Genomic DNA, 26483 nt, shown 5'->3' on the forward strand with positions numbered 1-26483 from the left:
TGAAAATGTACGGAGGGTAGCGAGGTGGGATGGCAGGGGCAACCCGTGCTGCCATGAGGGATTTCATGAAGACGCGCTTCATGCACAATGACGTCTTTCACAGGGAAAAATGCTGCCATGAGCTGCAACAGCCAGAAAATCCGCGATCTACGGCGGCAGATTCCGTCATTCGAATGCGTGCCCGGCTGTCACGATTGCTGTGGCCCGGTGACCACGTCCACCGAGGAAATGTCCCGTCTGCCGCGCAAGACCGCTGCCGAGCAGGAAGCGGCGCTGAACGAGCTGAATTGCGTGCATTTGGGGCCGAACGGCTGCACGGTCTACGACGAGCGTCCGTTGATCTGCCGTCTGTTTGGCACAACGCCTACGCTGCCATGCCCCAATGGCCGACGCCCCGAGGTGCTGATTCATCCTCGGGTGGAGAAACAGGTGCATGACTTCATGGCGTCGACGCGGCAGGTGTTGGTCTGACGCCGCTCTTGAAATCGCCTTGCTCATTGTGGGAGCCGGCTTGCTGGCGAATGCGTCAGGTCAAGCACATTGATTGCGCCTGATTCACCGCTTTCGTAAGCAAGCTGGCTCCCACAATGCTCGCAGGTGATCGGTACGTTCACTCTGGAATCGGCAGATTCAAACTCTCTTTCACCTCTTCCATCACGATGTAGCTCTTGGACTCCCGTACATGGGGCAGTTTGAGCAGGATGTCGCCCAGCAGCTTGCGGTAGGAGGCCATTTCGGAAATCCGCGCCTTCACCAAATAGTCGAAGTCCCCCGACACCAGATGGCACTCCAGCACATGGGGCAGTTTGAGGACCGCTCGGCGGAATTCCTCGAAAGTGTCGCCTGATTTGTAATCCAGGCTGATCTCTACGAACACCAGCAGGCTAGCCTTCAGGTTTTGCGGATTGAGACGGGCGTTGTAGCCCATGATGATGCCTTCGCGCTCAAGACGACGGACCCGCTCCGTACACGGCGTGGTAGACAGGCCGACGCGTTCTCCCAGTTCCGTGAACGAGATCCGGCCGTCGTTTTGCAGGATGCGCAGGATGTTGCGATCGATCTTGTCCAGTTCACGTTTTGACTGGTGTTGGGTACGCATTGGCGAAGCCCCTCTGCTAAACCGATGGTTGTCGAGAATTACCGCCGAATATAGGCGTTTATATAGTGAAAAGCACTGCTTGGCGCTGCTTATACTGCGCACATCCTTGCTTAAAACTTCAAAACGTCAGCGGATATCCGCGATGAGGTAATCAACATGCGCGTCCTGGTCCTTGGAAGTGGCGTAATCGGTGTCACCAGTGCTTACTACCTGGCCCGCGCGGGTTTCGAGGTGACCGTCGTCGACCGTCAGCCTGCTGCCGCTTTGGAAACCAGCTTCGCCAACGCAGGCCAGGTCTCACCGGGCTACGCATCGCCGTGGGCCGCGCCGGGTGTGCCGCTCAAGGCCATCAAATGGCTACTGCAACGTCACGCGCCGCTGGCGATCAAGGCCACCGGCGACATCGATCAGTACCTGTGGATGGCGCAAATGCTGCGCAACTGCACGCAAAGTCGCTACGCCGTGAACAAAGAGCGCATGGTGCGCCTGTCCGAATACAGCCGCGACTGCCTCGACGAACTGCGCGCCGAGACCGGTATCGCCTATGAAGGCCGCAGCCTGGGCACCACGCAACTGTTCCGCACTCAGGAGCAATTGGATAACGCCGCCAAGGACATCGCCGTGCTTGAACAAGCCGGTGTGCCGTACGAAGTGCTCGACCGCGAAGGCATCGCCCGCGTCGAACCGGCACTGGCCAGCGTCAGCAACATCCTCAGCGGCGCACTGCGTCTGCCGAACGATCAAACCGGTGATTGCCAACTGTTCACCACCCGCCTGGCCGAGATGTGTGTGAAGTTAGGCGTTGAATTCCGTTTCGGCCAGTCCATCGAGTCGATTGATTTCGCGGGCGATCGCATCAATGGCGTTCGCATCAGCGGCAAATTGGAAACGGCGGATCGATATGTGCTGGCGCTCGGCAGCTACTCACCGCAATTGCTCAAGCCGCTGGGCATCAAGGCCCCGGTTTATCCGCTCAAGGGCTACTCCCTGACCGTGCCGATCACCAATCCGGACATGGCACCGACCTCGACCATTCTCGACGAGACCTACAAGGTCGCAATCACCCGCTTCGACAACCGCATTCGCGTGGGCGGCATGGCGGAAATCGCCGGTTTTGACCTGTCGCTTAATCCGCGTCGGCGCGAAACGCTGGAGATGATCGTCAACGATCTCTATCCTCAGGGCGGCAATTTGAGCGAGGCCAGTTTCTGGACCGGCCTGCGCCCGACTACGCCCGATGGCACGCCAATCGTCGGTGCCACGCCTTATCGCAACCTGTTCCTCAATACCGGCCACGGGACATTGGGCTGGACTATGGCCTGCGGCTCCGGCCGTTTGCTGGCAGACCTGATTGCCCGCAAAAAACCACAGATCAGCGCCGAAGGCCTCGATATTTCCCGTTATGGAAGTTCCAAGGAGATCGCCAAGCATGTCAGTACAGCGCCAGCTCACCAATGAGCGCATGAGTCAGATCGTCGTTCACAACGGCACCGTTTACCTTGCCGGGCAAGTGGGTAACGACCTGACAGCGGGTATCGAACAGCAGACCCGTGAGGTGCTCGGCAACATCGAGCGTTTGCTGGATCTGGCCGGGACCGACAAAAGCCGTCTGCTGTCGGTGACGATTTACCTGAACGACATCGGCTCGCACTTCGCCACCATGAACGGCATCTGGGACACATGGCTGGCCAAAGGCGTCGCACCTGCGCGTGCAACCGTTGAGGCGAAGATGGCCGCGCCGAACGTGCTGATCGAGATGTCGGTGATCGCTGCACTGCCGTAATTGCTTACATCCCCCAGTTCAAAACTTTCTGATAAGAAGCCCCACCATGCGTCCAGCCCGCGCCCTCATTGATCTCCAGGCCTTGCGCCACAACTACCAACTGGCCCGTGAAACCACTGGCGCCAAGGCTCTTGCCGTGATCAAGGCCGATGCCTATGGTCACGGCGCGGTCCGCGTGGCACAGGCGCTGGAAGCCGAAGCAGACGGCTTTGCCGTCGCGTGCATCGAAGAGGCGCTGGAGCTGCGTCAGGCCGGGATTCGTGCGCCGATTCTGCTGTTGGAAGGGTTTTTCGAGGCCGATGAACTGGCGCTGATCGTCGAGCACGATTTCTGGTGCGTGGTGCACTCGCTGTGGCAACTGGAAGCGATCGAGCGAACCAGCGTCGGCAAGCCTCTGAACATCTGGCTGAAGATGGACTCGGGCATGCATCGCGTCGGGGTTCACCCGGCAGATTATCAGGCCGCTTACCAGCGTTTGCTGGCGACCGGCAAAGTCGCAAAAGTCGTGCTGATGACTCACTTCGCCCGCGCTGACGAACTGGGCAGCGTACGAACCGACGAACAAGTGGCGATATTTCAGGCCGCCCGCGAAGGGCTGGCGGCAGAAGTCAGCCTGCGCAACTCACCGGGCGTGATGGGCTGGCCGAACGTGCCGAGCGACTGGGTGCGCCCTGGCATCATGCTGTATGGCGCAACCCCTTTCGATCAGCCGCAGTCGGTGGCCGATCGCCTGCAACCGGTCATGACCCTGGAATCCAAAGTCATCTGCGTGCGCGAATTGCCTGCCGGTGAGCCGGTGGGCTATGGCGGCGCGTTCGTCACGGATCGCACCATGCGCATCGGCGTCGTAGCCATGGGCTACGCCGACGGTTATCCGCGTCAGGCGCCAACGGGCACGCCCGTCATGATCGACGGCCAGCGCAGCCAGTTGTTGGGCCGCGTATCGATGGACATGCTGTGCGTCGACCTGACCAACGTGCCAACGGCGGGTGTCGGGAGTCGCGTCGAGCTTTGGGGCAATAACGTGCTGGCCAGTGAGGTCGCCGCCAGTGCGGGCACTATTCCGTATCAAATCTTCTGCAACCTCAAGCGCGTGCCAAGGCTCTACTCCGGGGCCTGACAGCCCGTCTGTGCAAAACCCTCGGCGGCCCGCGCTGGCCGCCAGTCTCCTCGCGGATTTCCTTGTCTGCTCAAGTGTTGTAAATACTGAACGCTGTTGCCATCATGGCGACCACGTGACCGTGCTTGACTACCAGGAGGACCCCCGCATTGGACGTCGGTGAACGACTGCAATCCATTCGCAAATTAAAAGGTCTGTCGCAACGTGAACTCGCCAAAAGAGCGGGTGTGACCAACAGCACCATTTCGATGATCGAGAAAAACAGCGTCAGCCCTTCGATCAGCTCGCTGCGCAAGGTGCTGGGCGGCATTCCGATGTCCATGGTCGAGTTCTTTTCCGAAGAACTGGAGCCAGAAAACCCGACTCAGGTGGTCTACAAGGCCAGCGAACTGATCGATATTTCGGACGGGGCTGTCACCATGAAGCTGGTCGGCAAATCCCATCCGGGTCGTGCGATTGCCTTTCTGACCGAGGTCTACCCGCCGGGTGCAGACACGGGCGAGGAAATGCTGGTTCACGAAGGCGAAGAGACCGGGATTCTGGTCGAAGGCCGACTGGAACTGGTGGTCGGGATCGACACCTATGTGCTCGAAGCCGGCGACAGCTACTACTTCGAAAGCACGCGGCCCCATCGCTTCCGCAATCCGTTCGATGCGCCTGCACGACTGATCAGTGCCGCTACGCCAGCGAACTTCTGATCGCCGCCTCACCTGCGTCCAGCGGGTGGGGCGAATTGCCCCCCCCCCCAACAACTTCGCATCACTCAGTGGCCCGACGCCCGACGGGGCACCCGCTATACTTTCGCAACCTGCGGCTGACCGTGACCGCAGCAGCGTGATAGCCACCATGAGGGTGAAAGCGTGAACATAACTAATAAGATCCTGGCTGTTGTTGCACTGCTTGCCTGGTGGATATTTGCGGCGCAAGCCACGACCCAGGACGACCTGGCCAAACGGCTCGAACCCGTCGGACAAGTCTGCGTTCAGGGTAAGGAATGTCCCGGTATGGACGTGGCCGCGACGGCGGGTGGTGCGGGCGGCGCCAAATCCCCTGATGACGTGATCGGCAAACACTGCAACGCCTGCCATGGCACCGGCTTGCTGGGTTCGCCGAAGATCGGCGACAGCGCCGACTGGGGCAAGCGGGCCAAGGAGCAGGGCGGCCTTGAAGGCCTGCTGGCCAAGGCCAAGACCGGCATCAACTCCATGCCCCCGAAAGGCACCTGCGCCGATTGTTCGGATGATGAGTTGATTGGCGCGATCAAGAAGATGTCGGGGTTGCAATAGAACCTTTTTCTGTAGGAGCGCGCTTGCCCGCGAGGCGTCGTGCCAGTCAAAACCGATGCGACTGAAATATGTTCGCGGGCAAGCGCGCTTCTACGAGAGCAAAAGCGTGTGGAGAAATTCGTTACCATCCCCGGTCCAACCTCCATCTAATAACAACCCAGGAGAGGCCGGATGCCGCATTCCTGCTCGATCGAGCAAGCTGTCGATCATGTACTGGCCGAGCTACCTAACCACATTCGCATGGGCATGCCATTGGGGTTGGGCAAGCCCAATCGCTTCGCCAATGCGCTGTACAACCGGATCAAATCCCTGCCTGACCGACAACTGACGATCTACACCGCGCTGTGTCTGGGGCGTCCAAAAGCTGGCGACGGTTTGCAGGGGCGTTTCCTTGAGCCGTTTCTGGAGCGTGTTTTCGGCGATTATCCCGAACTGGATTTCCTCACGGATCTGCATAAAAGCAACCTGCCTCTCAACGTGCATGTCGAGCAGTTCTTCATGCAGCCCGGCAGCCTGCTGGGCAGCGTCCAGGCGCAGCAGGATTACGTCAGCAGCAACTACAGCCATGCAGCCCGGGACATCAATGCCAGTGGTGTGAACCTCATAGCGCAGCTGGTTGGCCATGACACTGATCGTCCAGACACGTTGAGCCTGAGCTGCAACCCCGATATCACCCTCGATTTGCTGCCTATGCTGGAAAAGCGTCGCGCAGCAGGCGAGCCGGTTCTGGTGCTAGGCCATGTGCATGCCGATCTGCCTTATATGCCGGGCGATGCCGAGGTCAGCGTCGAGACATTCGACCTGTTGATCGAGCACGAGGAGCGCAGCACGCTGTTCTCCACACCCAACATGCCGGTGAGCACTCAAGATCACTTTATCGGCCTATATGGCAGCACGTTGGTGCGTGATGGCGGCACGTTGCAAATTGGTATCGGGTCGATGGGAGACGCCTTGACCGCTGCCTTGCTCGCTCGCCAAGCCAACAACGAAAGCTACCGCGCGTGTCTGGCCGAGCTGCATGGGATTTCCACTTGGAAACCGTTGATCGAAGGCGAAGGCGGGGTCACGCCTTTCGCGGACGGCCTGTATGGGTGCAGTGAAATGCTGGTCAACGGCCTGTTGGTGCTCTTCGATGCGGGGATTATTCGGCGCAAGGTTTACCCCGACGTCGAGCGACAGACGTTGGCCAATGCCGGAGCCTTGGACGAGTCTCTGCATGGCGATGGCGTTTCGATTCATGGCGGGTTCTTTCTGGGGCCGCGCAGCTTCTATCAGCGGCTTCGGGAGCTTTCTCCCGAGCAAAAAGCCCAAATCGACATGACGGCCATCAGCTACATCAACGAACTTTATGGCGATGAGACGTTGAAACGCCTACAGCGACGTGATGCGCGATTTATTAACAGCGCGTTCACCGTCACGTTGCTGGGGGCCGCTGTGTCGGACCAACTGGAAGACGGGCGGGTGGTCAGTGGCGTCGGTGGGCAGTACAACTTTGTCGCCCAAGGCCATGCGTTGGAAGGGGCGCGCTCGATTCTGATTCTGCGCAGTTGGCGTGAATCGGGCGGGGAGGTCAGTTCGAACATCGTGTGGGAATACGGGCATACGACGATTCCCCGGCATTTGCGCGACATCGTCATCACTGAATACGGTATTGCCGATTTGCGAGGCAAGACGGATGCAGGCGTGATTGAAGCGCTGCTAAATGTCACCGATTCGCGTTTTCAGCAGGGGTTGATCGACCAGGCGCAGAAGGCGGGCAAGTTGCCGAAGAGCTTTCGTCTCGACCCGTTGTTCAGCCAGAACACGCCGCAGCGACTGAAGGAAATTCGCGATCAGTTTCCGTCGCTGTTCGTTGAGTACCCTCTGGGCAGCGATTTCAGTGCCGAAGAACGCGATTTGTTGCGGGCGCTGAACTGGCTGAAGAGCAAATTCAAACTCACTGAGATTTTTGAGTTGGGTAAAGCGACACTGGAGGCGCCAGAGCCTGGCGCATTTCCTGAACACCTCAAGCGCATGGGGCTGGATGATCCGCAGGGGTTGCGCGAGGAGCTGTATCAGCGGCTATTGCTGGCGGGGTTGCAGGCGACGAGTTAGTACTCGGACAGCGCAGTTCCCTCTGTGGGAGTGAGCTTGCTCACGATGGGGCCAGATCATCACACCTGAAGCGGCTGAAATACCGCTTTCGTGAGCAAGCTTACTCCCACAGAAGCAGAGCGCGGGGTGTCAGGACAGGGTTTTGATGACCAACAGCCCCGCCGCCACAAACCCGGTCACCGCAAACACCTGCTGCAACCTTGGCCCGGCGAGAAACCGCGCCACCTGTCGTCCGGCAATCAATCCCACCACCGCACCTATCGCGAACGGCAAGCCCACGGCCCAGTGCATTACCCCGCTCACGCTGGCGCTGACCACACTGCTCATGGACACCAGCGCAATCACAGCCAATGACGTCGCGACGATGCTTTTCATGTCCAGATCGGTGTAGCGGGTCAGTGCCGGGATGATCACAAAACCGCCACCCACCCCCAGCAATCCGGACAGCAACCCGGACATCACCCCGGTTATCGCAAGTGAACGTGCGCAGGGCAGGGTCCAGCGCAGACGGCCTTCCAGTGGATTGAGCACGCACGGTAAAAACTCGGCCCGTTCTGGCGGTTTGCCGTGATGCAGTTCGTGAGCGGCTTTGCGATAGATACGTGCGCAGGCGTAGCACAGCACCAACGAGAACCCCAAAGCGAGTGGCGTATTGGGCAATTGATGCGCAAACCACAGGCCCAGTGGGGTGAAGCAGACGCCGATTCCGGCGATGAACAGCGCGGCGCGATAGCGCACGATGCCCTGGCGTAGACCAAGCAGTGCGCCGACGGCCGCGGCCAGACCTACAGCCAGCAGTCCGACTGGCGCGGCTTCGACCATTGACAGGCCAAGGCCAAAGACAAGCAACGGCACCGCAAGAATCCCGCCCCCTGCGCCGGTCAGGGCAAGTACGGCGCCAATGATCGTACCGAGGCCGGCTCCGATCAGTTCGTGTTCTGTCATAGGGCGTTAATTGGCACCTTTAGATAGCTGACCCCATTGTCCTCGGGTTCGGGCATGTGCCCGCCGCGCATGTTGATCTGCACCGAGGGCAGGATCAGCACCGGCATGTCCAGTGTGGCGTCACGCTTCTCGCGCATTTCGACGAACGCGTCCTCATCGATGCCTTCGCGGATGTGGATATTGCTGGCGCGTTGCTCTGCGACGGTGGTCATGTACATCAGCTCGCGGCCGTTGGGCAGGTAGTCGTGGCACATGAACAGGCGGGTTTGCGGCGGCAGGCTGAGAATCCGGCCAATCGAGCGGTAGAGCATTCGCGCGTCGGCGCCGGGGAAGTCGCAACGGGCCGTGCCGTAATCGGGCATGAACAGCGTGTCGCCGACGAACGCTACGGTTTCGTTACCGACTTCGATCAGGTAGGTCATGCACGCCGGGGTGTGGCCGGGAGTGTGCATGGCGCGGGCCTGCAGGGAGCCGATCTGGAAATGCGCGTCGTCCTCCAGCAGCCGATCGAACTGGCTGCCATCGCGGGCGAATTCGCCTTTGGCGTTGAACAGGGTGCCGAAGACCTTCTGCACACGGGTGATATGGCTGCCAATGGCAACCGTGCCGCCGAGCTGCGCCTTGAGGTAGGCCGCAGCGGAAACGTGATCGGCATGGACGTGGGTTTCCAGAATCCACTCCACGCTAACGCCCAGTTCGCGGGCGCGGGCGATCAGTTTGTCAGCGGATTCGGTCTTCGCGCGGCCGGACTTCGGGTCGTAATCCAGCACGCTGTCGATCAGTGCGGCCTTGAGGGTCGAGCGGTCCACGACCAGGTAGCTGATGGTCCAGGTGTTTGGGTCGAAGAACGCTTCGATGCTCAGTTTTTCGCCGATGATCATAAGATGTCTCCACGCTCCTGCAGGGTATGCGTCGATGGGTCAGACGAATGTAACCACACCACCGGCCAGCGATTTGACCCGTGCCAACGACTCTACACGATAGCCTTGCTCGTCCAGCTCTGCGCGGCCGCCCTGGAAGGACTTCTCGATGACGATGCCCAGACCGGCCACGGTTGCGCCTGCCTGCTTGATGATCGAGATCAGAGCCTGGGACGCCTTACCGTTGGCCAGGAAGTCGTCGATGATCAGCACGCGGTCGCTGCTGGTCAGGTGGCGCGTGGAGATGGCGATGGTGCTCTCGGTCTGTTTGGTGAACGAGTAAACGGTCGCCGAGAACAGGTTTTCCGTCAGGGTCAGCGACTGGTGTTTGCGCGCGAAGATCACCGGAACACCCAGTTTCAGGCCGGTCATCACTGCAGGCGCTATGCCCGAGGCTTCGATGGTGACGATCTTGGTGATGCCCGAGTCTGCGAACAACGTGGCGAACTCGTCACCGATCTGCTGCATCAGAGCTGGATCGATCTGATGGTTGAGAAACGCGTCGACCTTCAATACCTGGTCGGAAAGTACGATGCCTTCCTCGCGAATTTTCTTGTGCAGTGCTTCCACGTTGGTGTTCCTCAGGGCGCAAAACGCGCAAATATAAAGGTTGTGTGTCAGAGCTTAGCGTTTGAGCATCGCCCGGATGTCCGCCAGCGCGGTGTTTCCGCGCACGGCCTTCACTTCGGTCGGTGTGTCGTCGTTGCCTTCCCACGCCAGGTCGTCCGGGGGCAGTTCATCGAGGAAGCGGCTGGGCAGGCAGTCGATGATTTCGCCGTATTGCTTGCGCTTGGCGGCGAAGGTGAACGCCAGCGTCTGGCGGGCGCGGGTGATGCCCACGTAGGCCAGTCGGCGCTCTTCCTCGATGGTGTCGGCTTCGATACTGGAGCGGTGCGGGAGGATTTCCTCCTCCATGCCCATGATGAACACGTAGGGAAATTCCAGACCCTTGGAGGCGTGTAGCGTCATCATCTGCACACCTTCGGCGCCGTCTTCCTCTTCCTGCTGACGTTCGAGCATGTCACGCAGGACCAGCTTGCCGATGGCCTCCTCGATGGTCATGCCGCCTTCTTCGTCTTTCTCCAGCGTGTTCTTCAGCGCTTCGATCAAAAACCACACGTTGCCCATGCGGTAATCGGCGGCCTTGTCGCTGGAGCTGTTCTGACGAATCCAGTTCTCGTAGTCGATGTCCATGACCATGCTGCGCAAGGCGGCAATCGGGTCGTTGAGCGCGCATTGCTGGCGCACGCCGTCCATCCAGTGCTTGAAGCGCTTGAGACGGTCGGTGAAACGGCTGTCCAGATGTTCGCCCAGTCCCAGTTCGTCGGTGGCGGCGTACATCGAGACGCCGCGTTCGGTGGCGTAGTTACCGAGTTTCTCCAGCGTGGTCGAGCCGATTTCCCGGCGCGGCACGTTGATCACGCGCAGGAAGGCGTTGTCGTCGTCCGGGTTCACCAGTAGGCGGAAGTAGGCCATCAGGTCTTTCACTTCCTGACGCCCGAAAAAGCTGTTGCCGCCCGACAGACGATACGGGATTTGGTGGTGCTGAAGTTTCAGCTCGATCAGCTTGGCCTGGTAGTTACCGCGATAGAGGATCGCGAAATCGCTGTAGGGCCGGTCGGTGCGCAAATGCAGGCTGAGAATCTCGACCGCCACGCGCTCGGCTTCGGCGTCTTCGTTCTTGCAGCGAATCACCCGAATTTCGTCGCCGTGGCCCATTTCGGACCACAACTGCTTCTCGAATTCGTGAGGGTTGTTGGAGATCAGCACGTTGGCGCAGCGCAGGATGCGGCTCGTCGAGCGGTAGTTTTGCTCCAGCATCACCACTTTCAGCGACGGGTAGTCTTCCTTGAGCAGCATCAGGTTTTCAGGCCGCGCGCCGCGCCAGGCGTAGATCGACTGGTCGTCGTCGCCGACCACGGTGAACTGGCAGCGGGTGCCGATGAGCATTTTCACCAGCAGGTACTGGCTGGCGTTGGTGTCCTGGTATTCGTCTACCAGCAGGTAGCGCACCTTGTTCTGCCACTTTTCGAGGATGTCGGCGTGCTCTTCGAACAGTTTCACCGGCAGCAGGATCAGGTCGTTGAAGTCCACCGCGTTGTACGCCTTGAGCGTGCGCTGGTAGTGGGTGTAGACGATGGCGGCGGTCTGCTCCTTGGGATTGCGCGAGTTGGCCAACGCTTCTGCAGGCAGGATCAGGTCGTTCTTCCACGAGTCGATCATGTTCTTGATCTCGTCGACGCCGTCGTCGCCCGAGTATTCCTTCTGCATGATGTCGGTCATCAAGGCCTTGACGTCGGTCTCGTCGAAGATCGAGAAACCCGGTTTGTAACCCAGGCGCGCATATTCCTTGCGGATGATGTTCAGGCCCAGGTTGTGAAACGTGGAAACCGTCAGCCCGCGCCCTTCACCTTTGCGCAGCAGGGTGCCGACTCGTTCCTTCATTTCCCGCGCCGCCTTGTTGGTGAAGGTCATGGCGACGATGTACTGCGCGCGGATGCCGCAATTCTGAATCAGGTGGGCAATCTTGCGCGTGATCACGCTGGTCTTGCCGGAGCCAGCACCGGCGAGCACCAAAAGAGGGCCGCCGACGTAGTTCACGGCTTCTTGTTGCCGGGGATTGAGTCGGGACATGGGGAAAAAGGGGGTAACCAGAAAAATGGGCGGGCATTTTAACAGGGTCCAGGGATTGTGCAGCGACCGTCTGACACTGTGATGCGTCACGCTATCTATATTTCGCCGTTTTGTTACATTTGCGCATCACGCGATGGATCACCGCGTTTGACGCCATTCGATTGAGTGGGCGCCGAAGACTTTTGTTTGTGTGGGGAGCTAGCTTGTCTACGCCTGTCGAACCCTTGCGTTTGCTGCTTCTGGCGGACACGCCGGAATGGCCAGCGTTACTACGCGAGTGCCTGGCGCCACTGGGCGGCGCCGTATTTCTCGACTGCGCGTCGGGCTGGGACGCTATTGGCGATCCTGCCGACCCCGCTCATGCGTTCATTTTGTTCACACCGCCCCATCTGCAACCCCTCGCTGGCCAATGCAACTGGCCAACGGTCCTGCTGCTCGATAGCGAACCGGATACCGATCCGATTGGTGTGGCCGACTGGCTGGTGCGTGATTCGCTGACGCCGCAAAGCCTGCGCCGCTGTTTGCGCCACGTGCGTGAGCGCGGCTTATTGGAAAACACCCTGCAACGGCTCGCCGAGCAGGACCCGCTCACCGGCATCGCCAACCGCCAGGGCTTTCAGACCCTGCTCGCGGCACGACTGGCCGAGTTCGACGGGCGCGGGTTGGCGCTGGGGCATCTGGACCTGGACAACTTCCGCCGTGCCAACGATGCCTTGGGGCATCAGGCCGGGGATCGTTTGATTTTGCAGGTGGTCGCGCGGCTCAAGAGTCAGCTTGAGGCGTGTGATCAGCTAGCGCGCCTGGGCAGCGATGAGTTTGCCTTGTTGATCGACACCCGCCGCGCCCCGGAGCGCGCCGAATGGATGGCCGAGCGCATTACCGAGGCGTTGTCCGAGCCCTACTGGATCGACGGTGAAAGCCTGTTGATCGGTTGCAGTCTGGGTATCGCCCACGCCCGAGCCGACGCTGGGGCCGACCCGCTGATGTGGCATGCGCACATTGCCATGCAGCAGGCCAAAAGCACGCAGGGCTGCACCTTTCACGTTTTCAACGAGCGCATCAACCGCAATGCCCGCAGCCTCGCCGATTTGGAAAGCGAGCTGCGCCGTGCGTTGCGCCGCGATGAGCTGGAGCTGCATTACCAGCCACGTCTGTGCCTGAATACCGGCAAGATTCTGGGGCTGGAAGCCTTGGTGCGGTGGCGCCACTCCGAGCGGGGCCTGTTGCCACCGAGTGAGTTCGTGCCGTTGGCCGAGCAAAGCGGCTTGATCGTGCCGCTGGGCTACTGGGTGATTTCTCGTGCGTTGCGTGACATGCAAACCCTGCGCGAAAAAGGCCTGCCACCGCTGCACATGGCGATCAACCTGTCGTTTCGCCAGTTTCAGGACAACCAACTGCTGCCCACGCTGAGCCGTTTGATTGCTGATCGCGGCATCGATGCGCAGTGGCTGGAATTCGAACTCACCGAAACCGCAGTCATGCGCCGCAGCGACCTGGTCAAACAGACCATGGACGCTCTGGGCCGCTTGGGCGTGCGCTTCTCGCTGGATGATTTCGGCACCGGCTTCTCGTCATTCGTGCACTTGAACAGCCTGCCGATCACCTTGCTCAAGATCGACAAGAGCTTTGTCGGCGAAATGGAGCAGCGTGAAGAGAACCGCAAACTGGTCCACGCCATGATCAACCTGGCGCATAACCTGAGCCTTGAAGTGGTGGCCGAAGGCGTCGAAACCCCGGCACAACTGGCGTTGTTGCGCAGTTTCGATTGCGATCAGGCGCAGGGGTATCTGATCAGTCATCCGCTGCCGTTGCCGGAGTTGCTGGATTACCTGATGTTTGGGGAGCGGGATGGGCGGGTGATGCGGGGGTTGTGAATAAGTGAATATGTCCGGCTAACGCTGAATCTGTGGGAGGCGGCTTGCTGGCGAATGCGTCAGGCCAGACATTGATGAGTCAGCTGACACTCCGCTTTCGCCAGCAAGCCGGCTCCCACAAATATCGCGCCGCATCCAAATCTAGTATTCAGCGCTGAAACTGTGGGAGCCAGCTGGGTGACGAATGCGGTTGATCAGACCACATAGAATCAGCCCATCACCACAACGCCCGTTGCCTCTTTGCGCAGCAGCTTCGTGGTTTTGCGCTCAAACGCCCAGGTCAGCGCCACGGCCGAGCACAGCAGCCCCAACGCCAGGCCCCACCAGACCCCCTCAGCGCCGTAGTGGCCTACAAAGCCAAAGCCCCACGCCAACGGCGCGCCCACCAGCCAATAGCTGATCAGGCCAATGAGAAAGGTGGTTTTGGCGTCCTTGAATCCCCGAATTGCCCCCATCGCAATCGTCTGCGTGCCGTCGAGGATTTCGAACCACGCGGCAATTGCCAGCAGTTTCACGGCCAACTCGACCACGTCCTGATACTTCGGGTCGTTCAGATCCACGAACAAGCCGATCACCGCATGGGGCGCGACCCAGAACAGGATGCCAAACGTCAGCATCAACAGGCCGCCGAACGCGATGCCCATGCGGCCCGCCGTACGCGCCAGCAGCAGATTGCCTGCGCCGTAATGCAGGCCGATGCGCATGGTCACGGCGTAGGAAATCCCGACGGGAATCATGAAGGCCATCGACACCGATTGCAGGGCGATCTGGTGCGCCGCCATTTGCGTGCTGCCCATTGCGCCCATGCAAAACGCGGCGAAGGTGAACAGGCCGACCTCCACCGCATAAGTGCCGCCAATCGGCAGGCCCAGACGCCACAGCTCTTTGAGGCAGGTCCGCGACAGGTTCATCAGGTCTTTGTGAATCGGGTACGCCGCGTACGCGTGGTGGTAGCGAATGTGCAGCCACAGGGCCAGCGCCATGCTGTTGGTGACAATCGCCGTGACCAACCCGATCCCCATCAGCCCCCAATGCGGCAAGCCGAACAACCCGTGGATGAAGGCGTAATTGAGTCCGAAGTTGGCCACAACGCCCACCAGGCTGATGACCATGACAGGGGTGGCCCGGCCCAGCGCACTGGTGAAGCCCCGCAGCGCCATAAAGCTCAGCAGTCCCGGCAGCGCCAGCGGCAAGGTGATTAGAAACTGACTGGCCATGTGCACGTTGGCTTCGTCCTGACCGAAGTGAGCCAGAATCGGTGCGAGGTTCCAGAGGATAAGTGCGGCGATCAGCGCCATGCCCCACGCCAGCCACAGCCCTGCCTGAGTCAGACGGGTGGCGCCCGCGTCATCGTTAGCGCCTTTGCGAATGGCCACCAGTGTACCGACGGCAGCCATCACGCCGACGCAAAAGAAGGACACGAAGTTGTAGCTGGCCGCGCCCAACCCACCGCCCGCCAGGGATTCAGGGCCGAGCTTGCCCATCATCACGGTGTCGGTGAAGACCATCAGCATATGCGCCATCTGGGAAGCGATCAGCGGCCCGGCCAGGCGCAGGATGATCCACAGTTCTTTGAAGGCGTGCTGTTGCATGGTTGGACGCTCGGGAGGGAGAGGCATTGGTGAGCTGCCCATTGTGGTGATTCGCCCCGCGATGCACAAAGGGATAAATACGATCAGTTGCATGAGTAAAACTCATCCTGAGTGTTTTGCAGTAGAGTGCTTTGCATCGCCATCAGGCAAAGAGGAAAGCGCCAGATGCCTCGTAGTCTTCCGCCCTTGTATGCGCTGCGTGCATTTGAAGCCGCTGCGCGACACAGCTCGTTCACCCGCGCGGCTGAAGAGCTGTCGATCACTCAAAGTGCCGTCAGTCGGCACATCCACACGTTGGAGCAGCACTTCGCCTGTCGGCTGTTTCGCCGCAATGGTCGCAACCTGCAACTGACCGAAGCGGCGCGAGAGCTGTTGCCGGGTGTGCGCGAAGGGTTCTCTGCGCTGGAGCGGGCGTGCAGCGCACTGATGGCCGAAGAGGGCATCCTGCGCATGAAAGCCCCGTCGACCCTGACCATGCGCTGGCTGTTGGCACGACTCAGCCGGTTTCGCCATTTGCAAGTCGGCAACGAGGTGCAACTGACCAGCGCGTGGATGGACGTCGACCATGTGGACTTCACTCAGGAGCCGTTCGATTGTGCTGTGTTGCTCAGTCGTGGCCATTTTCCGCCGGACTGGGAGGCGACTTACCTGTTTCCCGAACTGCTGATTCCGGTCGGCTCACCCAGCTTGCTCGACGATGCGCCTTGGGACGCCGAACGGCTGGCGAGTACTGAACTGCTGCACCCCACCCCCGATCGTCGTGACTGGCGCAGTTGGTTGGAGCGCATGGGCTTGTCGGATCAGGTGTCGCTAAAGGGTGGCCAGGTGTTTGACACGCTGGAGCTGGGCATGATCGCGGCGGCGCGGGGGTATGGCGTGTCCATGGGCGACCTGTTGATGGTGGCTGAGGATGTGCTGCAAGGTCGCTTGAGCCTGCCCTGGCGAACGGCGGTGGTCAGTGGCGAGAACTACTATCTGGTCTGGCCCAAGACCCGGCCCGGTGGTGAGCGACTGCGCCGATTGAGCGATTTTTTGCAGAGTGAAGTGCAGGCGATGGAGTTGCCTGAGGTGACCATTTTGGAATAAGGCGCAAACGTGCTCTTGATTCTGGCCGAAGGCCGTAGGAGCGCAACTTGTTCGCGATCTGGCGCGAAGCGGCGGCAACCCAGTTGAATGCGGTATGTCTGAAGTGACGAGGTAGCAGATTTTACTGCCGCTTCGCAGAAGATCGCGGGCAAGCCACGCTCCTTCGGCCTTCGGCCAGAAGCCATCTGTCCTAAAACCCGGCGTAGGACTCAAGTATTCAGGCTGTCAGCCGATTCCTCATTGCAGAGCCGATCCTTCTCTATCGGCCCATCAATACCCTCTATTAGAAACAGTCCGAATGGTTTGCCTGAGATCAGGACGATCCGGTCGTTCGGCAAGGAGTCTCCATGCCTCAACCCCGTGCCCGTATTGCCTCGCAGCTCGGCATTGCCCTGGCTGTCATTCTGGCCGTCGTCATCAGCGGCAGCACGCTGTTTGCCCTGCGCTCGCTGGATTCGGCGAACTTGGCTATCCGCGAAGAGCACATGGGCAGCGAAGCGCGGTTGCTGGCTGATCAGTTGAATACCTTCCACAGCACCCTGCGTGACAGCACTCAACGCTTGAGCGGCCTGTTCGAAAAACGCTTCAGTGGCCTGACGGTTCAAGCCGACCAACAGATCGCTGTCGCGGGCGTACAGACCCCGGCTTTGTTGCTCAATGGCAACCCACTGAACAACGATTTCGCCGAAGTCGACGACTTCAAGAAAATGACCGCAGGCGTGGCGACCGTGTTCGTGCGAAGTGGTGACGATTTCATCCGGATCAGCACCTCGCTGAGCAAGCAAGACGGCTCCCGCGCCATCGGTACGGTGCTGGATCACAAACATCCGGCCTACGAAAAGCTGCTGGCCGGGCAGGGCTACGTGGGCCGCGCGCTGCTGTTCGATCGCCTGTACATGACCCAGTACTCCCCAGTGCGCGACAGCAGTGGCAAGGTCATCGCCGTATTGTTCGTGGGCTTCGATTACACCGACGCGCAAAAGGCGCAGTTCGATAACCTCAAGAGTTTCCGTATCGGCTCGACGGGCTCGCTGGCCTTGCTCGACGAGCAGAACAAATGGCTGGTGCCGCCTGCCGGGGTGAAGGATCTTGATCAGGCAGCAAAGGGACTGGCTGACTTCGTCAAAACCCCGGGCGTGGGCCGTTTCTGGCAAGACGCCGGCAATGATTTCTACACCGTGGCCGAGCCGTTCAACGGCGGCCCGTGGTCGATTCTGGCGGTGATGCCAAAAGATGAGATCAGTGCGGTGACCTGGAGCGTTGGCACTCAGTTAGCGATCGGCAGCCTGTTGGCGATGCTGATCGCTGTGGGTTCGGCCATCTGGCTGCTGCGCAGCAAATTGCAGCCATTGTCCGATCTGGTCAATCAGGCCGAGGCGCTGGGTGCGGGTGACCTGAGCGTGCGTCTGAATATTGCCAGTCACGACGAAATTGGCCAGTTGGCCGGTAGCTTCAACAAGATGGGCCAAGCACTGGAAACCATGGTTTCACACATTCGTACGGCGGCGCAGGAAGTCAGCGGGCGGGCGCAGGCGTTGTCCGGTTTGTCCGGCGGCGCGTATGAAGGCATGGAGCAGCAATCCGGCGAAATCACCAGCATGGCCGGGGCCGTCGAAGAATTCAGCGCCACGGCGCTGACCATCGCCGACAACATGGGCAATACCGAACGCTTGGCGCAGGGCAATGCCCAACAGACGCGCATTGGTCGTGCATCGATGGAAGAGGCCTCGGCGTCGCTGGAGCAAATCGCCGGGTCGCTGGGAAGCACCGCTGCGGTCATCGACACGCTTGGTCAGCGCTCGCAGGAAATCGGCGGGATCGTCAGTGTCATCACTTCCATCGCCGAACAGACCAACCTGCTGGCCCTCAATGCCGCCATCGAAGCTGCGCGTGCGGGCGAACAAGGCCGTGGTTTTGCTGTGGTTGCGGATGAAGTGCGCAATCTCGCCTCGCGCACCCGTCAGGCCACCGATGAGATTTCCGGCATGATTGCCAGTATCCAGCAGGAAACCGGCAACGCCATCAGCACCATGGAGCAGGGCAACACGCTGATGCAAGAAGGCCTCTCGCGCAACGCCAAGGTCGCGGCTGCATTGGCCCAGATCGACGAACAGAGCCGCTCGGCAGGCGAGCAGTTCGCCTCGATTACCACGGCGACTCAGGAGCAAAGCAACACTGCGACGCTACTCAGTGCCAACCTGCAAAGCATTGCGCTGGCCAACAGCGAGCAACGTGAAGTGGTGTCGAACCTGGCGGTGACAGCGCAAGAGCTGAACGCGCTGGCGGCGGATTTGCGTAAGGAAGTGGATCGGTTTAGATAAACCTCGGCTGGCCACTCATTCTGCCGATGATGGCCATTGCTGAGCGGCGTGCAGAACTCGCAGGATGGTGATCGAGCAGGCGTTTTCGGCGTAGATCACCAGATAATTGGGCATGACCACCATTTCCCTCGTCCCGGGCTCTCGACCTGTTTTATAAAGCCTTGGGTGTTGAGGCAGATGCCCGATTCGCAGATCAATTTCGTCTTTCAATCGCCAGGCAGCCGCCGAGTCGTGATCTGAGATGTAAGCCAGAATCGCCAGCAGGTCTGCCTTGGCGTATTTGCTCCATTCAACTGTCAGCACCGTGCTTCCTTTTGAGTAGATTGGTCGCCTCGGCCATCACGCTTTCGTGAGATTCGGTCGGGCTTGTGTCCTCCATGGCCTCGCGCACTTTGGCCCTGAACCACTTGTCGTAAGCCTCTGCATCGCAGGTGAAGCCGGGAGGCAGAGCGCCTTCTCTGGCGACACGCGTCAGCAAGATTCGCACAGCATCAGATACCGTGAGTCCGAATTTTGCGAGCGTTTCGGCGGCTTGAGTCTTGAGTTCGTCGTCAATTCTTACGTGCAGCATCGATGTCTGAGTGGCCATGATGTATCCCTCTAAAAGGCTCACTATGTATCTCATATGAGATACAGGCAATGAGTCATTTTCACCCCGACGATGGCCGGTACTGCAACGCTTCGGCAATGTGCGCTCTTGATATCGCGTTCGCTCGCTCCAAATCCGCCAACGTGCGTGCCACCTTCAGCAATCGATGGGCTGCGCGCAACGAAAGGTTCAAACGCTCACACGCTGTTTCGAGCCAGGCCTCATCTTCAGGCAGTAACACGCAGTGTTGGCGCAGGGCTGGCAGGTCGAGAAAGGCGTTGGCGCAGCCTTGTCGTTTTTGCTGACGTTCGCGGGCCTCGGACACCACCTGGGCAGCCTGCGCGCTGGTTTCGCCGATCTGTGCAGGGGCCGCCAGTGAGGTCGTCTCGCGGGCGACTGTCAGGTGCAGGTCGATCCGGTCCAGCAGCGGGCCGGACAGTTTGTTGCGATAGCGCTGGATCTGGTCGGTCGAGCAACGGCAGCGCCCGGTTGGCTCTCCGTAATAGCCGCAAGGGCAGGGATTCATGGCCGCGACCAGCTGAAATCGGGCGGGAAACCGTACACGGTCCCGCGCCCGTGAGATAACGATATGGCCTGATTCCAACGGCTCTCTCAAAACCTCCAATACGCGCCGGTCAAATTCGGGTAGCTCATCCAGAAAAAGGACACCGTGGTGCGCCAGCGTAATTTCGCCAGGCTGCGGACGACTGCCGCCACCCACCAATGCCGGACCAGACGCAGAGTGATGAGGTTGCCTGAATGGACGCTGCGGCCAACTGGTCAATGGTGCGTGACTGGCGACCGATTGAATCGCCGCTACCTCCAACGCCTCGCGCTCATCCAGCGGTGGAAGAAGCCCCGGCAGGCGGCTGGCAAGTAACGTCTTGCCGGTCCCTGGAGGCCCACTGAAAAGCAGGTTGTGCGCCCCGGCTGCGGCGACCAGCAGCGCACGCTTGGCGGCAGTCTGGCCCTGAACTTCGCTCAAATCGGGGTAAGGCAGCGGTTGCAGGATCAGCCCGTTGGATTTGTAAGGTGCAATCGTCGTATGGCCATTAAGGTGCGACACCAACTCCAGCAGATGACCGACCGCGATGACCTTCAAGCCTGACGCCAGGCATGCCTCCTCTGCGTTTACAGCGGGGACGATCAACGTATGCCCGGCATCCCGAGCGGCCAGTGCGGCGGGCAAGACGCCCTGCACCGGCCGAATTGCCCCGGATAACGCCAGCTCGCCAAGGCATTCCACATTGTCCAGCGCCAGCGTCGGAACCTGCGCGCTCGCAGCAAGCAGCCCCAATGCAATCGCCAGATCAAACCGCCCGCCATCCTTGGGCAGATCCGCCGGAGCGAGATTCAACGTGATCCGCCGCGCCGGAAACTCCAGCCGACAATTCAGAATCGCACTGCGCACCCGGTCCTTGCTTTCTTTCACCGCGCCTTCGGGTAAGCCGACCAGCGTCAGGCTTGGTAATCCGTTGGCCAGATGAGTTTCGACGGTAACGGCGGGAGCTTCGACACCCACTTGGGCACGGCTGAGAACGATGGCGAGGGACATGTCGATCCTTGGGGCGGCACCGCTTCCTGCGGCGGGCTGAAGGATAGTCAGCGAATTGATCCGGCCGCTCACGCAAGTTCTACGGCATGTGTCCCAACTGGGAACTGCGGCCTCGATCCGGCCACTCAGTCCTCACATTGAAGTGCCTTCTCGGGCATCGAACTTCTGACTCTCAACGCCAGGACCAGACCATGACACCGATCAACTCGCTGATTCGTACCACGCCGCTCGACGTGTCGAGCACGCAGCATTTTCCAGACTCCAGATCGCAACAGGAGCAAGGGATATCTGCCAGAAGCGGCAATACGCCCGTTTCTTTCATGTCGCAGCCGCAGAACGCGCAGGTCAACTTTGGCGGGGCGAACAACGCGCTCCAACAGCCGCAGAGCAATTTTTCAGCAAATGGAGGGCAGGCGGATCCGTTGACCCAACTGATGACCTTGATTCAAGACCTGCTGCAACGCTTGCAGGCCTTGATGCAGGGCAACTCGGGATCGGTGAACACCCCGTCCAACAACGCAGTCACTGGCGGTGGCAAGGTGGGTGGAAACTCTGGACACAACCCCGTGGACAATCACGCCTCGACTCAAGGCACGCCTCAAGCGGGCAAGGGCGGCAGCAGTCCCGCGAATGGCCAGTTTTCCGAGCACTCATTGGGTAATCAACTGAGCGTGCAGAAATCCCCGGAAGACAAGATCGGCATGGCCAAAGACCCTGAGCGTGGTGATGTAATCAAGGTCGACTTCAACAAAGGTCATTACACCGAACACTCCACCAGCCCCCGCGCCGAGATCAAGGACGGCACCAAGCTGCAGGAAGGCGAGCCCTACAGTTTCAAATTCGGCATGAAGCGCGAGGCCAACAATGACGGCACGTTCTTCCAGGTGCTGGACCACAACAACGCCAAGCCCAGCCCTCGCGCTTGGCTGGCGACCAAGGATGGTCAGTATCAGTTGCACCTGAAAACCAGTGAAGACAGCAACGCGCCTTCGAAAGTGTTCAACATTGGCAAGCCTGGCGATGCCGCCAAAGATGTTGGAAAGTGGGCGGATTTTCAGATCGATTTCAAACGCGGTATCGGCGATGGCGAAATCTCGGTGACCAAGAACGGCGAGAACGTCTTCGACAAAAAAGGCATCTCGACCATGTTCGATACCCACAGCAGCGACTCTTACGCCAAGTTCGGCCAGTACCGAAACGAAGGCGACCACAGCCCGGCGACGAGCCTGTTTTCGGGGTTCAGTGTGGCGAAAGGGTCATGATCGATCATTTCACCGAGACGATGTGGATCGTCTGTATACGTTTCACAACGGATTTCCGCATTGCTCTGGTGAGAAAGGCGATCTAGCATAGATTCTTAACGAGTAACGTTAAGCGTTAGCAATGATTGCAGGTTTTAAATGTACGGACACAGAATCGCTTTTTCGGCATGGCAAAACCCGTGTGTGGTCCTCAATTCTCTCGATGGCCGAACGCAAATTGACCATGTTTGATGCTGCCACATCGTTGGTAGATCTCAAGTCACCATCCGGGAACCGGCTAGAGGCGCTCGGTGGTGATCGCAAAGGACAGCACAGCATACGCATCAACGCGCAATGGCGTATTTGCTTCGTGTGGGGCGCGAATGGGCCGGAAGAAGTCGAAATCGTTGATTACCACTGAGGTAGCCATGAACAGAAATGGAATGCGTCCGGTCCACCCCGGCGAGGTGCTCAAAGAGGAATATCTGGAGCCGCTGGGCCTGACCTCGGCAGCATTGGCGCGGGCGCTCAATGTTTCCACACCCACTGTCAATGACATCGTGTTGCAAAGGCGAGGTGTGAGCGCCGATGTGGCGCTACGTTTGGCGGCGTGCCTGGAAACGACTCCAGAGTTTTGGATGAACCTGCAGCTCATCCACGACTTGCGCAAGGCTGAAATGGAGCGAGGCTCTGCGATCAGGGCACAAGTTCAACCCATCACGCACTGCGCATGAGCACAACCAGCATGCCCGGCCAATGCCGGTGCATGCTGCGTTTCATACCTTCGGTTGTCCCGCCAACTGCGCTTCCATCTCTGCCATCTTCGCCTCCAGTGCCTCAAGGCGGGCACGGGTGCGCGCCAGGACGACCATCTGGCTGTCGAATTCTTCGCGGCTGACCAGGTCCAGTTTGCTGAACCCACTTTGCAGCAGGGCCTTGAACTGGGTTTCGAATTCATTGCGCGGCAGTGGCGTCTCGCCGTTGAACAGGCGGGAGGCGTGGCCGCTCAGGGCGTCCAGAAAAGCTTTGGGTGCGAGCATGAGGGTCTTCCCGAATCAGATGGGCGGCAGTGTATCACGCAGCGTCTATAGTCATTTCACGCACCTTGGTTTGCACGGTTTTCGCGCATGAGGCGGTGCACGTGCGCACTGTTGTTGTGCGGGCGGATTGGATGATGGCGATCTGGCCCCTCGATACCGGGCACAAGGCGGCGTAATTCGCGGGTTTTCACGAAATGGCAAGGTTTCTGCTTAGTGGCATATGACCCATGCACTGATGCAGTCGCTGTGACGAATGCAGTGCGGCAGGCGGAGCGGGGAAGTGTTTCGTCAGAAGCGGTTTTCTGGAGTTGGTCAGGTCTGTTTCGGGCCATCGACGCGTTACAAAGCCAGACACTGCGCTTAGACTTGAGTCGGGTTTGTTTTCCTGGGGCAAGTCCACCAATTCGGGAGAAAGTTTCATGAAGCTAGTCACTGCCATCATCAAGCCGTTCAAGCTCGACGACGTACGCGAGTCGTTGTCCGAAATCGGCGTGCAGGGCATCACGGTAACTGAAGTCAAAGGCTTCGGACGTCAGAAAGGCCACACCGAGCTGTATCGCGGTGCGGAATACGTAGTCGACTTCCTTCCCAAGGTGAAGATCGATGTTGCGATTGACGACAAGGATCTGGACCGCGTTATCGAGGCGATAACCAAAGCGGCCAACACCGGCAAGATCGGTGACGGGAAGATCTTCGTGGTCAATCTGGAACAGGCTATTCGCATCCGTACCGGCGAAACCGATACCGACGCAATCTAAGCCGCCAACACCCAACGCCCCAGGAGTAAACAATATGACTCTGCGTCAAATCGCAGGGCTAGGAGCCCTGTTGTCCCTCGTAATCCCTGGCCTGGCCATGGCGGCGGACGAAGTGGTAGCCCCTGCAGCCCCGGTACTGAACTCAGGCGACACCGCCTGGATGCTGACTTCCACCGCTCTGGTGCTGTTCATGACCGTGCCGGGCCTGGCGCTGTTCTACGGCGGCATGGTGCGTTCCAAGAACGTGCTGTCGGTGATGATGCAATGCTTCGCCATCACTGGCCTGATCAGCATCCTGTGGTGCATCTACGGTTACAGCATGGCGTTCGACACCACTGGTATGGAAGCCAATGTCGTTAATTTCAACTCCTTCGTCGGCGGCCTGTCGAAGGCGTTCCTGGCAGGCATCACGCCTTCCAGCATTACCGGTGCGACCGCCCTGTTCCCAGAAGCGGTGTTCGTCACCTTCCAGATGACTTTCGCCATCATTACCCCGGCTCTGATCGTCGGCGCTTTCGCAGAACGCATGAAGTTCTCTGCGATGCTGATCTTCATGGCTATCTGGTTCACTCTGGTCTACGCGCCAATCGCGCACATGGTCTGGAGTGGTGTGGGTGGTCTGCTGTGGGATTGGGGCGTTCTCGACTTCGCAGGCGGCACCGTTGTTCACATCAACGCCGGTGTGGCTGGCCTGGTGGCGTGCCTGGTACTGGGCAAGCGTAAAGGTTTCCCGACCACCCCAATGGCGCCGCACAACCTGGGTTATACCCTGGTGGGCGCTGCGATGCTGTGGGTAGGCTGGTTTGGCTTCAACGCCGGTTCCGCTGCTGCGGCCAACGGCACTGCCGGTATGGCGATGCTGGTCACCCAGATCGCAACCGCTGCCGCTGCACTGGGCTGGATGTTCGCCGAGTGGCTGACCCACGGCAAACCAAGCGCACTGGGCATCGCCTCGGGTGTGGTTGCCGGTCTGGTTGCCATCACCCCTGCGGCCGGTACTGTCGGCCCAATGGGCGGCCTGATCATCGGTCTGGCGGCGGGCGTGGTCTGCTTCTTCTGCGCCACCAGCCTGAAACGCAAACTGGGCTACGACGACTCCCTGGACGCCTTCGGCGTACACGGTATCGGCGGTATCCTGGGCGCGATCCTGACGGGCGTCTTCGCTGCACCTTCGCTGGGCGGCTTCGGCACCGTGACTGACATCGCAGCTCAAGTCTGGATTCAGTGCAAAGGCGTTGGCTTCACGATCATCTACACCGCGATCGTAACCTTCATCATCCTCAAGGTGCTGGACGCAGTGATGGGGCTGCGTGTCACCGAGGAAGAAGAAGCCGTGGGCCTGGACCTTGCGCAGCACAACGAGCGTGGCTACAACTTGTAATCACGGCTGTTGAGAAAAAATGCCCGGATTTCCGGGCATTTTTTTGTCTGGCGTTTGTCGATAGGCAGAGCGACCAGCCAGTGACGTGAAGATGCAATCCAGATCCTGTTCAATGCGAGGTCCGAGCCGATTCGGCAAGGATTGAGGCGGTCTGCGCGGGAAGGTTCGAGGCTTACAATAAACGTCACTCATTACCCGCTTTGCTTTTTTTTCTAGCGCGTTAGAATGCGCGCCGAAGGGCGGAGAACTGTATGTGGCAACAGACCAGAATCACCCTGCGGGCAAGGCCCCGCGGATTTCATCTGGTGACCGACGAGATCGTCGCAGGGCTTCCCGGACTGCGTGATTGCCGAGTCGGCCTGTTGCATTTGTGGCTGCAGCATACCTCGGCGTCGTTGACCATTAACGAGAATGCCGACCCGGCAGTGCGACGTGACTTCGAACGTTTCTTCAATCGCCTGATCCCACAAGGACGCAGCGATTATGAACACGATGATGAAGGCCCGGACGACCTGCCAGCGCACTTCAAAGCCAGCTTGCTGGGCTGTCAGCTGCTCATTCCGGTCACGGGCGGACGGTTGGCGATGGGAACCTGGCAAGGTGTCTATTTAGGAGAGCATCGCGATTCAGGCGGTGCGCGTAAAGTCCTCGCAACCCTTCAGGGAGAGGGGCACGACCGCTGATTGTCGGCGGTAGTTGAATTTTTTCCGGCTGTCTTAGAAATTAAGCGCAGCTGGGCTATAACTAATCTGCTTTCGCAAGTCATGAGGTAGAACATGAGCGACGACGACATCGATAACGAAAGTCTTGACGACGATCTGGAAGGTGAGGACGAGGGTGAGGAGCTTGCGGCTGCTCCTGAAGACGACGGCGCGGAAATAGACGACAGTTCCGATGCCCCGGCGACTCCCGCCAAAGGTAAAGCCAAGGCTGCGGTCTCGGTCGATGAACTGCCCAGCGTTGAAGCCAAGAACAAAGAGCGTGATGCTCTGGCTCGTGCGATGGAAGAGTTCCTGGCCCGTGGTGGCAAGATCCAGGAAGTGGAGGCCAATGTGGTCGCCGATCCGCCAAAGAAGCCTGACAACAAGTACGGTAGCCGCCCTATCTGAAGGCGTCTGATCCCTGCTGAAAAAAGCCCGCTGTCGCTGCGGGCTTTTTTTTTGGC

At 59.6% G+C, this 26483-nt stretch carries 27 protein-coding genes; 17 read left to right on the plus strand and 10 right to left on the minus strand.

Annotated elements, in window-relative coordinates; genetic code table 11:
• The first annotated feature begins 117 nt into the window (after positions 1-117).
• On the plus strand, positions 118-471 hold the full coding sequence (locus ACI5GA_RS16885) for a YkgJ family cysteine cluster protein (RefSeq protein WP_404635470.1): 354 nt from the start codon (positions 118-120) through the stop codon (positions 469-471).
• A 139-nt stretch (positions 472-610) separates the two neighbouring features.
• Here ACI5GA_RS16885 and dadR read toward each other — a convergent pair whose 3' ends face one another.
• The gene (gene dadR / locus ACI5GA_RS16890; protein ID WP_081564731.1) at positions 611-1099 is read right to left on the minus strand and encodes a transcriptional regulator DadR; all 489 of its coding nucleotides are present in this window, start codon (positions 1097-1099) and stop codon (positions 611-613) included.
• Positions 1100-1255: 156 nt separating this feature from the next.
• Here dadR and dadA point away from each other — a divergent pair, with 156 nt between their 5' ends.
• The 6 genes from dadA to ACI5GA_RS16920 all read left to right on the plus strand — a co-directional run bounded on the left by dadA (position 1256) and on the right by ACI5GA_RS16920 (position 7382).
• A complete protein-coding gene (dadA, locus tag ACI5GA_RS16895) occupies positions 1256-2557 on the plus strand; it encodes a D-amino acid dehydrogenase (protein ID WP_404635468.1) in 1302 nt (433 codons plus the stop codon).
• Positions 2529-2882: a RidA family protein gene (locus ACI5GA_RS16900; RefSeq protein WP_404635466.1), complete on the plus strand. Its 354-nt coding sequence runs from the start codon at positions 2529-2531 to the stop codon at positions 2880-2882. The genes dadA and ACI5GA_RS16900 overlap by 29 nt, the downstream gene beginning before the upstream one ends.
• Positions 2883-2928: 46 nt before the next feature.
• Positions 2929-4002, plus strand: a complete 1074-nt coding sequence (gene alr, locus ACI5GA_RS16905; RefSeq protein ID WP_404635464.1) for an alanine racemase — start codon at positions 2929-2931, stop codon at positions 4000-4002.
• A 149-nt stretch (positions 4003-4151) separates the two neighbouring features.
• Entirely contained in the window at positions 4152-4700 is a 549-nt protein-coding gene (locus tag ACI5GA_RS16910; protein WP_108236183.1) for a cupin domain-containing protein, read from the plus strand.
• A gap of 162 nt (positions 4701-4862) precedes the next feature.
• Positions 4863-5288, plus strand: a complete 426-nt coding sequence (locus ACI5GA_RS16915; RefSeq protein WP_421423491.1) for a c-type cytochrome — start codon at positions 4863-4865, stop codon at positions 5286-5288.
• A 171-nt stretch (positions 5289-5459) separates the two neighbouring features.
• Positions 5460-7382: an acetyl-CoA hydrolase/transferase C-terminal domain-containing protein gene (locus ACI5GA_RS16920; RefSeq protein ID WP_421423492.1), complete on the plus strand. Its 1923-nt coding sequence runs from the start codon at positions 5460-5462 to the stop codon at positions 7380-7382.
• Between the two features lie 129 nt (positions 7383-7511).
• On the opposite strand, the gene ACI5GA_RS16925 is transcribed toward ACI5GA_RS16920, so the two are convergent.
• The 4 genes from ACI5GA_RS16925 to rep are packed head-to-tail and all read right to left on the minus strand — an operon-like array spanning position 7512 to position 11881.
• Positions 7512-8327, minus strand: a complete 816-nt coding sequence (locus ACI5GA_RS16925; protein ID WP_421423493.1) for a sulfite exporter TauE/SafE family protein — start codon at positions 8325-8327, stop codon at positions 7512-7514.
• The gene (locus tag ACI5GA_RS16930) at positions 8324-9208 is read right to left on the minus strand and encodes an MBL fold metallo-hydrolase (protein WP_421423494.1); all 885 of its coding nucleotides are present in this window, start codon (positions 9206-9208) and stop codon (positions 8324-8326) included. The genes ACI5GA_RS16925 and ACI5GA_RS16930 overlap by 4 nt, the downstream gene beginning before the upstream one ends.
• 39 nt (positions 9209-9247) lie before the next feature.
• Positions 9248-9817, minus strand: coding sequence for a xanthine phosphoribosyltransferase (locus ACI5GA_RS16935; protein ID WP_404635452.1), 570 nt, complete (start codon positions 9815-9817; stop codon positions 9248-9250).
• Positions 9818-9871: 54 nt separating this feature from the next.
• A complete protein-coding gene (gene rep, locus ACI5GA_RS16940) occupies positions 9872-11881 on the minus strand; it encodes a DNA helicase Rep (RefSeq protein WP_404635450.1) in 2010 nt (669 codons plus the stop codon).
• Positions 11882-12084: 203 nt separating this feature from the next.
• Here rep and ACI5GA_RS16945 point away from each other — a divergent pair, with 203 nt between their 5' ends.
• Positions 12085-13755, plus strand: a complete 1671-nt coding sequence (locus tag ACI5GA_RS16945) for a putative bifunctional diguanylate cyclase/phosphodiesterase (protein ID WP_404635448.1) — start codon at positions 12085-12087, stop codon at positions 13753-13755.
• 209 nt (positions 13756-13964) lie between these two features.
• Here the strand turns inward: ACI5GA_RS16945 and ACI5GA_RS16950 are convergent, their stop codons facing one another.
• Positions 13965-15347 (minus strand): NorM family multidrug efflux MATE transporter, encoded by a 1383-nt coding sequence (locus tag ACI5GA_RS16950; RefSeq protein WP_404635446.1) that lies wholly within the window; start codon positions 15345-15347, stop codon positions 13965-13967.
• 165 nt (positions 15348-15512) lie between these two features.
• On the opposite strand from ACI5GA_RS16950, the gene ACI5GA_RS16955 reads away from it, so the two are divergent.
• Together ACI5GA_RS16955 and ACI5GA_RS16960 are read left to right on the plus strand one after the other, a co-directional pair.
• On the plus strand, positions 15513-16433 hold the full coding sequence (locus tag ACI5GA_RS16955; protein ID WP_404635444.1) for a LysR substrate-binding domain-containing protein: 921 nt from the start codon (positions 15513-15515) through the stop codon (positions 16431-16433).
• A 347-nt stretch (positions 16434-16780) separates the two neighbouring features.
• Complete coding sequence (locus ACI5GA_RS16960; RefSeq protein WP_404635442.1) at positions 16781-18754, plus strand: methyl-accepting chemotaxis protein; 1974 nt, start codon at positions 16781-16783, stop codon at positions 18752-18754.
• Between the two features lie 15 nt (positions 18755-18769).
• Here the strand turns inward: ACI5GA_RS16960 and ACI5GA_RS16965 are convergent, their stop codons facing one another.
• From ACI5GA_RS16965 to ACI5GA_RS16975, 3 genes are all read right to left on the minus strand, one after another.
• Positions 18770-19057 (minus strand): type II toxin-antitoxin system RelE/ParE family toxin, encoded by a 288-nt coding sequence (locus ACI5GA_RS16965; protein WP_404635440.1) that lies wholly within the window; start codon positions 19055-19057, stop codon positions 18770-18772.
• The gene (locus ACI5GA_RS16970) at positions 19044-19343 is read right to left on the minus strand and encodes a type II toxin-antitoxin system RelB/DinJ family antitoxin (protein WP_404635438.1); all 300 of its coding nucleotides are present in this window, start codon (positions 19341-19343) and stop codon (positions 19044-19046) included. Before ACI5GA_RS16970 ends, ACI5GA_RS16965 begins: the two co-directional genes overlap by 14 nt.
• Positions 19344-19404: 61 nt before the next feature.
• A complete protein-coding gene (locus ACI5GA_RS16975; RefSeq protein WP_421423495.1) occupies positions 19405-20898 on the minus strand; it encodes a YifB family Mg chelatase-like AAA ATPase in 1494 nt (497 codons plus the stop codon).
• Positions 20899-21089: 191 nt separating this feature from the next.
• Between ACI5GA_RS16975 and ACI5GA_RS16980 the strand changes: the two genes are divergently transcribed.
• The 3 genes from ACI5GA_RS16980 (at position 21090) to ACI5GA_RS16990 (ending at position 22873) form a co-directional block, all read left to right on the plus strand.
• Complete coding sequence (locus tag ACI5GA_RS16980) at positions 21090-22160, plus strand: heparin lyase I family protein (protein ID WP_404635434.1); 1071 nt, start codon at positions 21090-21092, stop codon at positions 22158-22160.
• A 121-nt stretch (positions 22161-22281) separates the two neighbouring features.
• Positions 22282-22560, plus strand: a complete 279-nt coding sequence (locus ACI5GA_RS16985; RefSeq protein ID WP_421423497.1) for a type II toxin-antitoxin system RelE/ParE family toxin — start codon at positions 22282-22284, stop codon at positions 22558-22560.
• Positions 22561-22567: 7 nt separating this feature from the next.
• Positions 22568-22873: a HigA family addiction module antitoxin gene (locus ACI5GA_RS16990; protein ID WP_421423498.1), complete on the plus strand. Its 306-nt coding sequence runs from the start codon at positions 22568-22570 to the stop codon at positions 22871-22873.
• 42 nt (positions 22874-22915) lie between these two features.
• Here ACI5GA_RS16990 and ACI5GA_RS16995 read toward each other — a convergent pair whose 3' ends face one another.
• Positions 22916-23179: an accessory factor UbiK family protein gene (locus ACI5GA_RS16995; protein WP_421423499.1), complete on the minus strand. Its 264-nt coding sequence runs from the start codon at positions 23177-23179 to the stop codon at positions 22916-22918.
• 419 nt (positions 23180-23598) lie between these two features.
• Between ACI5GA_RS16995 and glnK the strand changes: the two genes are divergently transcribed.
• The 4 genes from glnK (at position 23599) to sutA (ending at position 26427) form a co-directional block, all read left to right on the plus strand.
• The gene (glnK, locus tag ACI5GA_RS17000) at positions 23599-23937 is read left to right on the plus strand and encodes a P-II family nitrogen regulator (protein WP_002555808.1); all 339 of its coding nucleotides are present in this window, start codon (positions 23599-23601) and stop codon (positions 23935-23937) included.
• Positions 23938-23971: 34 nt separating this feature from the next.
• On the plus strand, positions 23972-25318 hold the full coding sequence (locus tag ACI5GA_RS17005; protein ID WP_404635418.1) for an ammonium transporter: 1347 nt from the start codon (positions 23972-23974) through the stop codon (positions 25316-25318).
• Positions 25319-25569: 251 nt separating this feature from the next.
• Entirely contained in the window at positions 25570-26001 is a 432-nt protein-coding gene (locus tag ACI5GA_RS17010; RefSeq protein ID WP_421423502.1) for a secondary thiamine-phosphate synthase enzyme YjbQ, read from the plus strand.
• Positions 26002-26094: 93 nt separating this feature from the next.
• Positions 26095-26427, plus strand: coding sequence for a transcriptional regulator SutA (sutA, locus tag ACI5GA_RS17015; RefSeq protein WP_404635414.1), 333 nt, complete (start codon positions 26095-26097; stop codon positions 26425-26427).
• Positions 26428-26483: the final 56 nt, after the last annotated feature.

The organism is Pseudomonas sp. Pseu.R1 (assembly GCF_045764065.1).
Taxonomy (GTDB): Bacteria; Pseudomonadota; Gammaproteobacteria; order Pseudomonadales; family Pseudomonadaceae; genus Aquipseudomonas.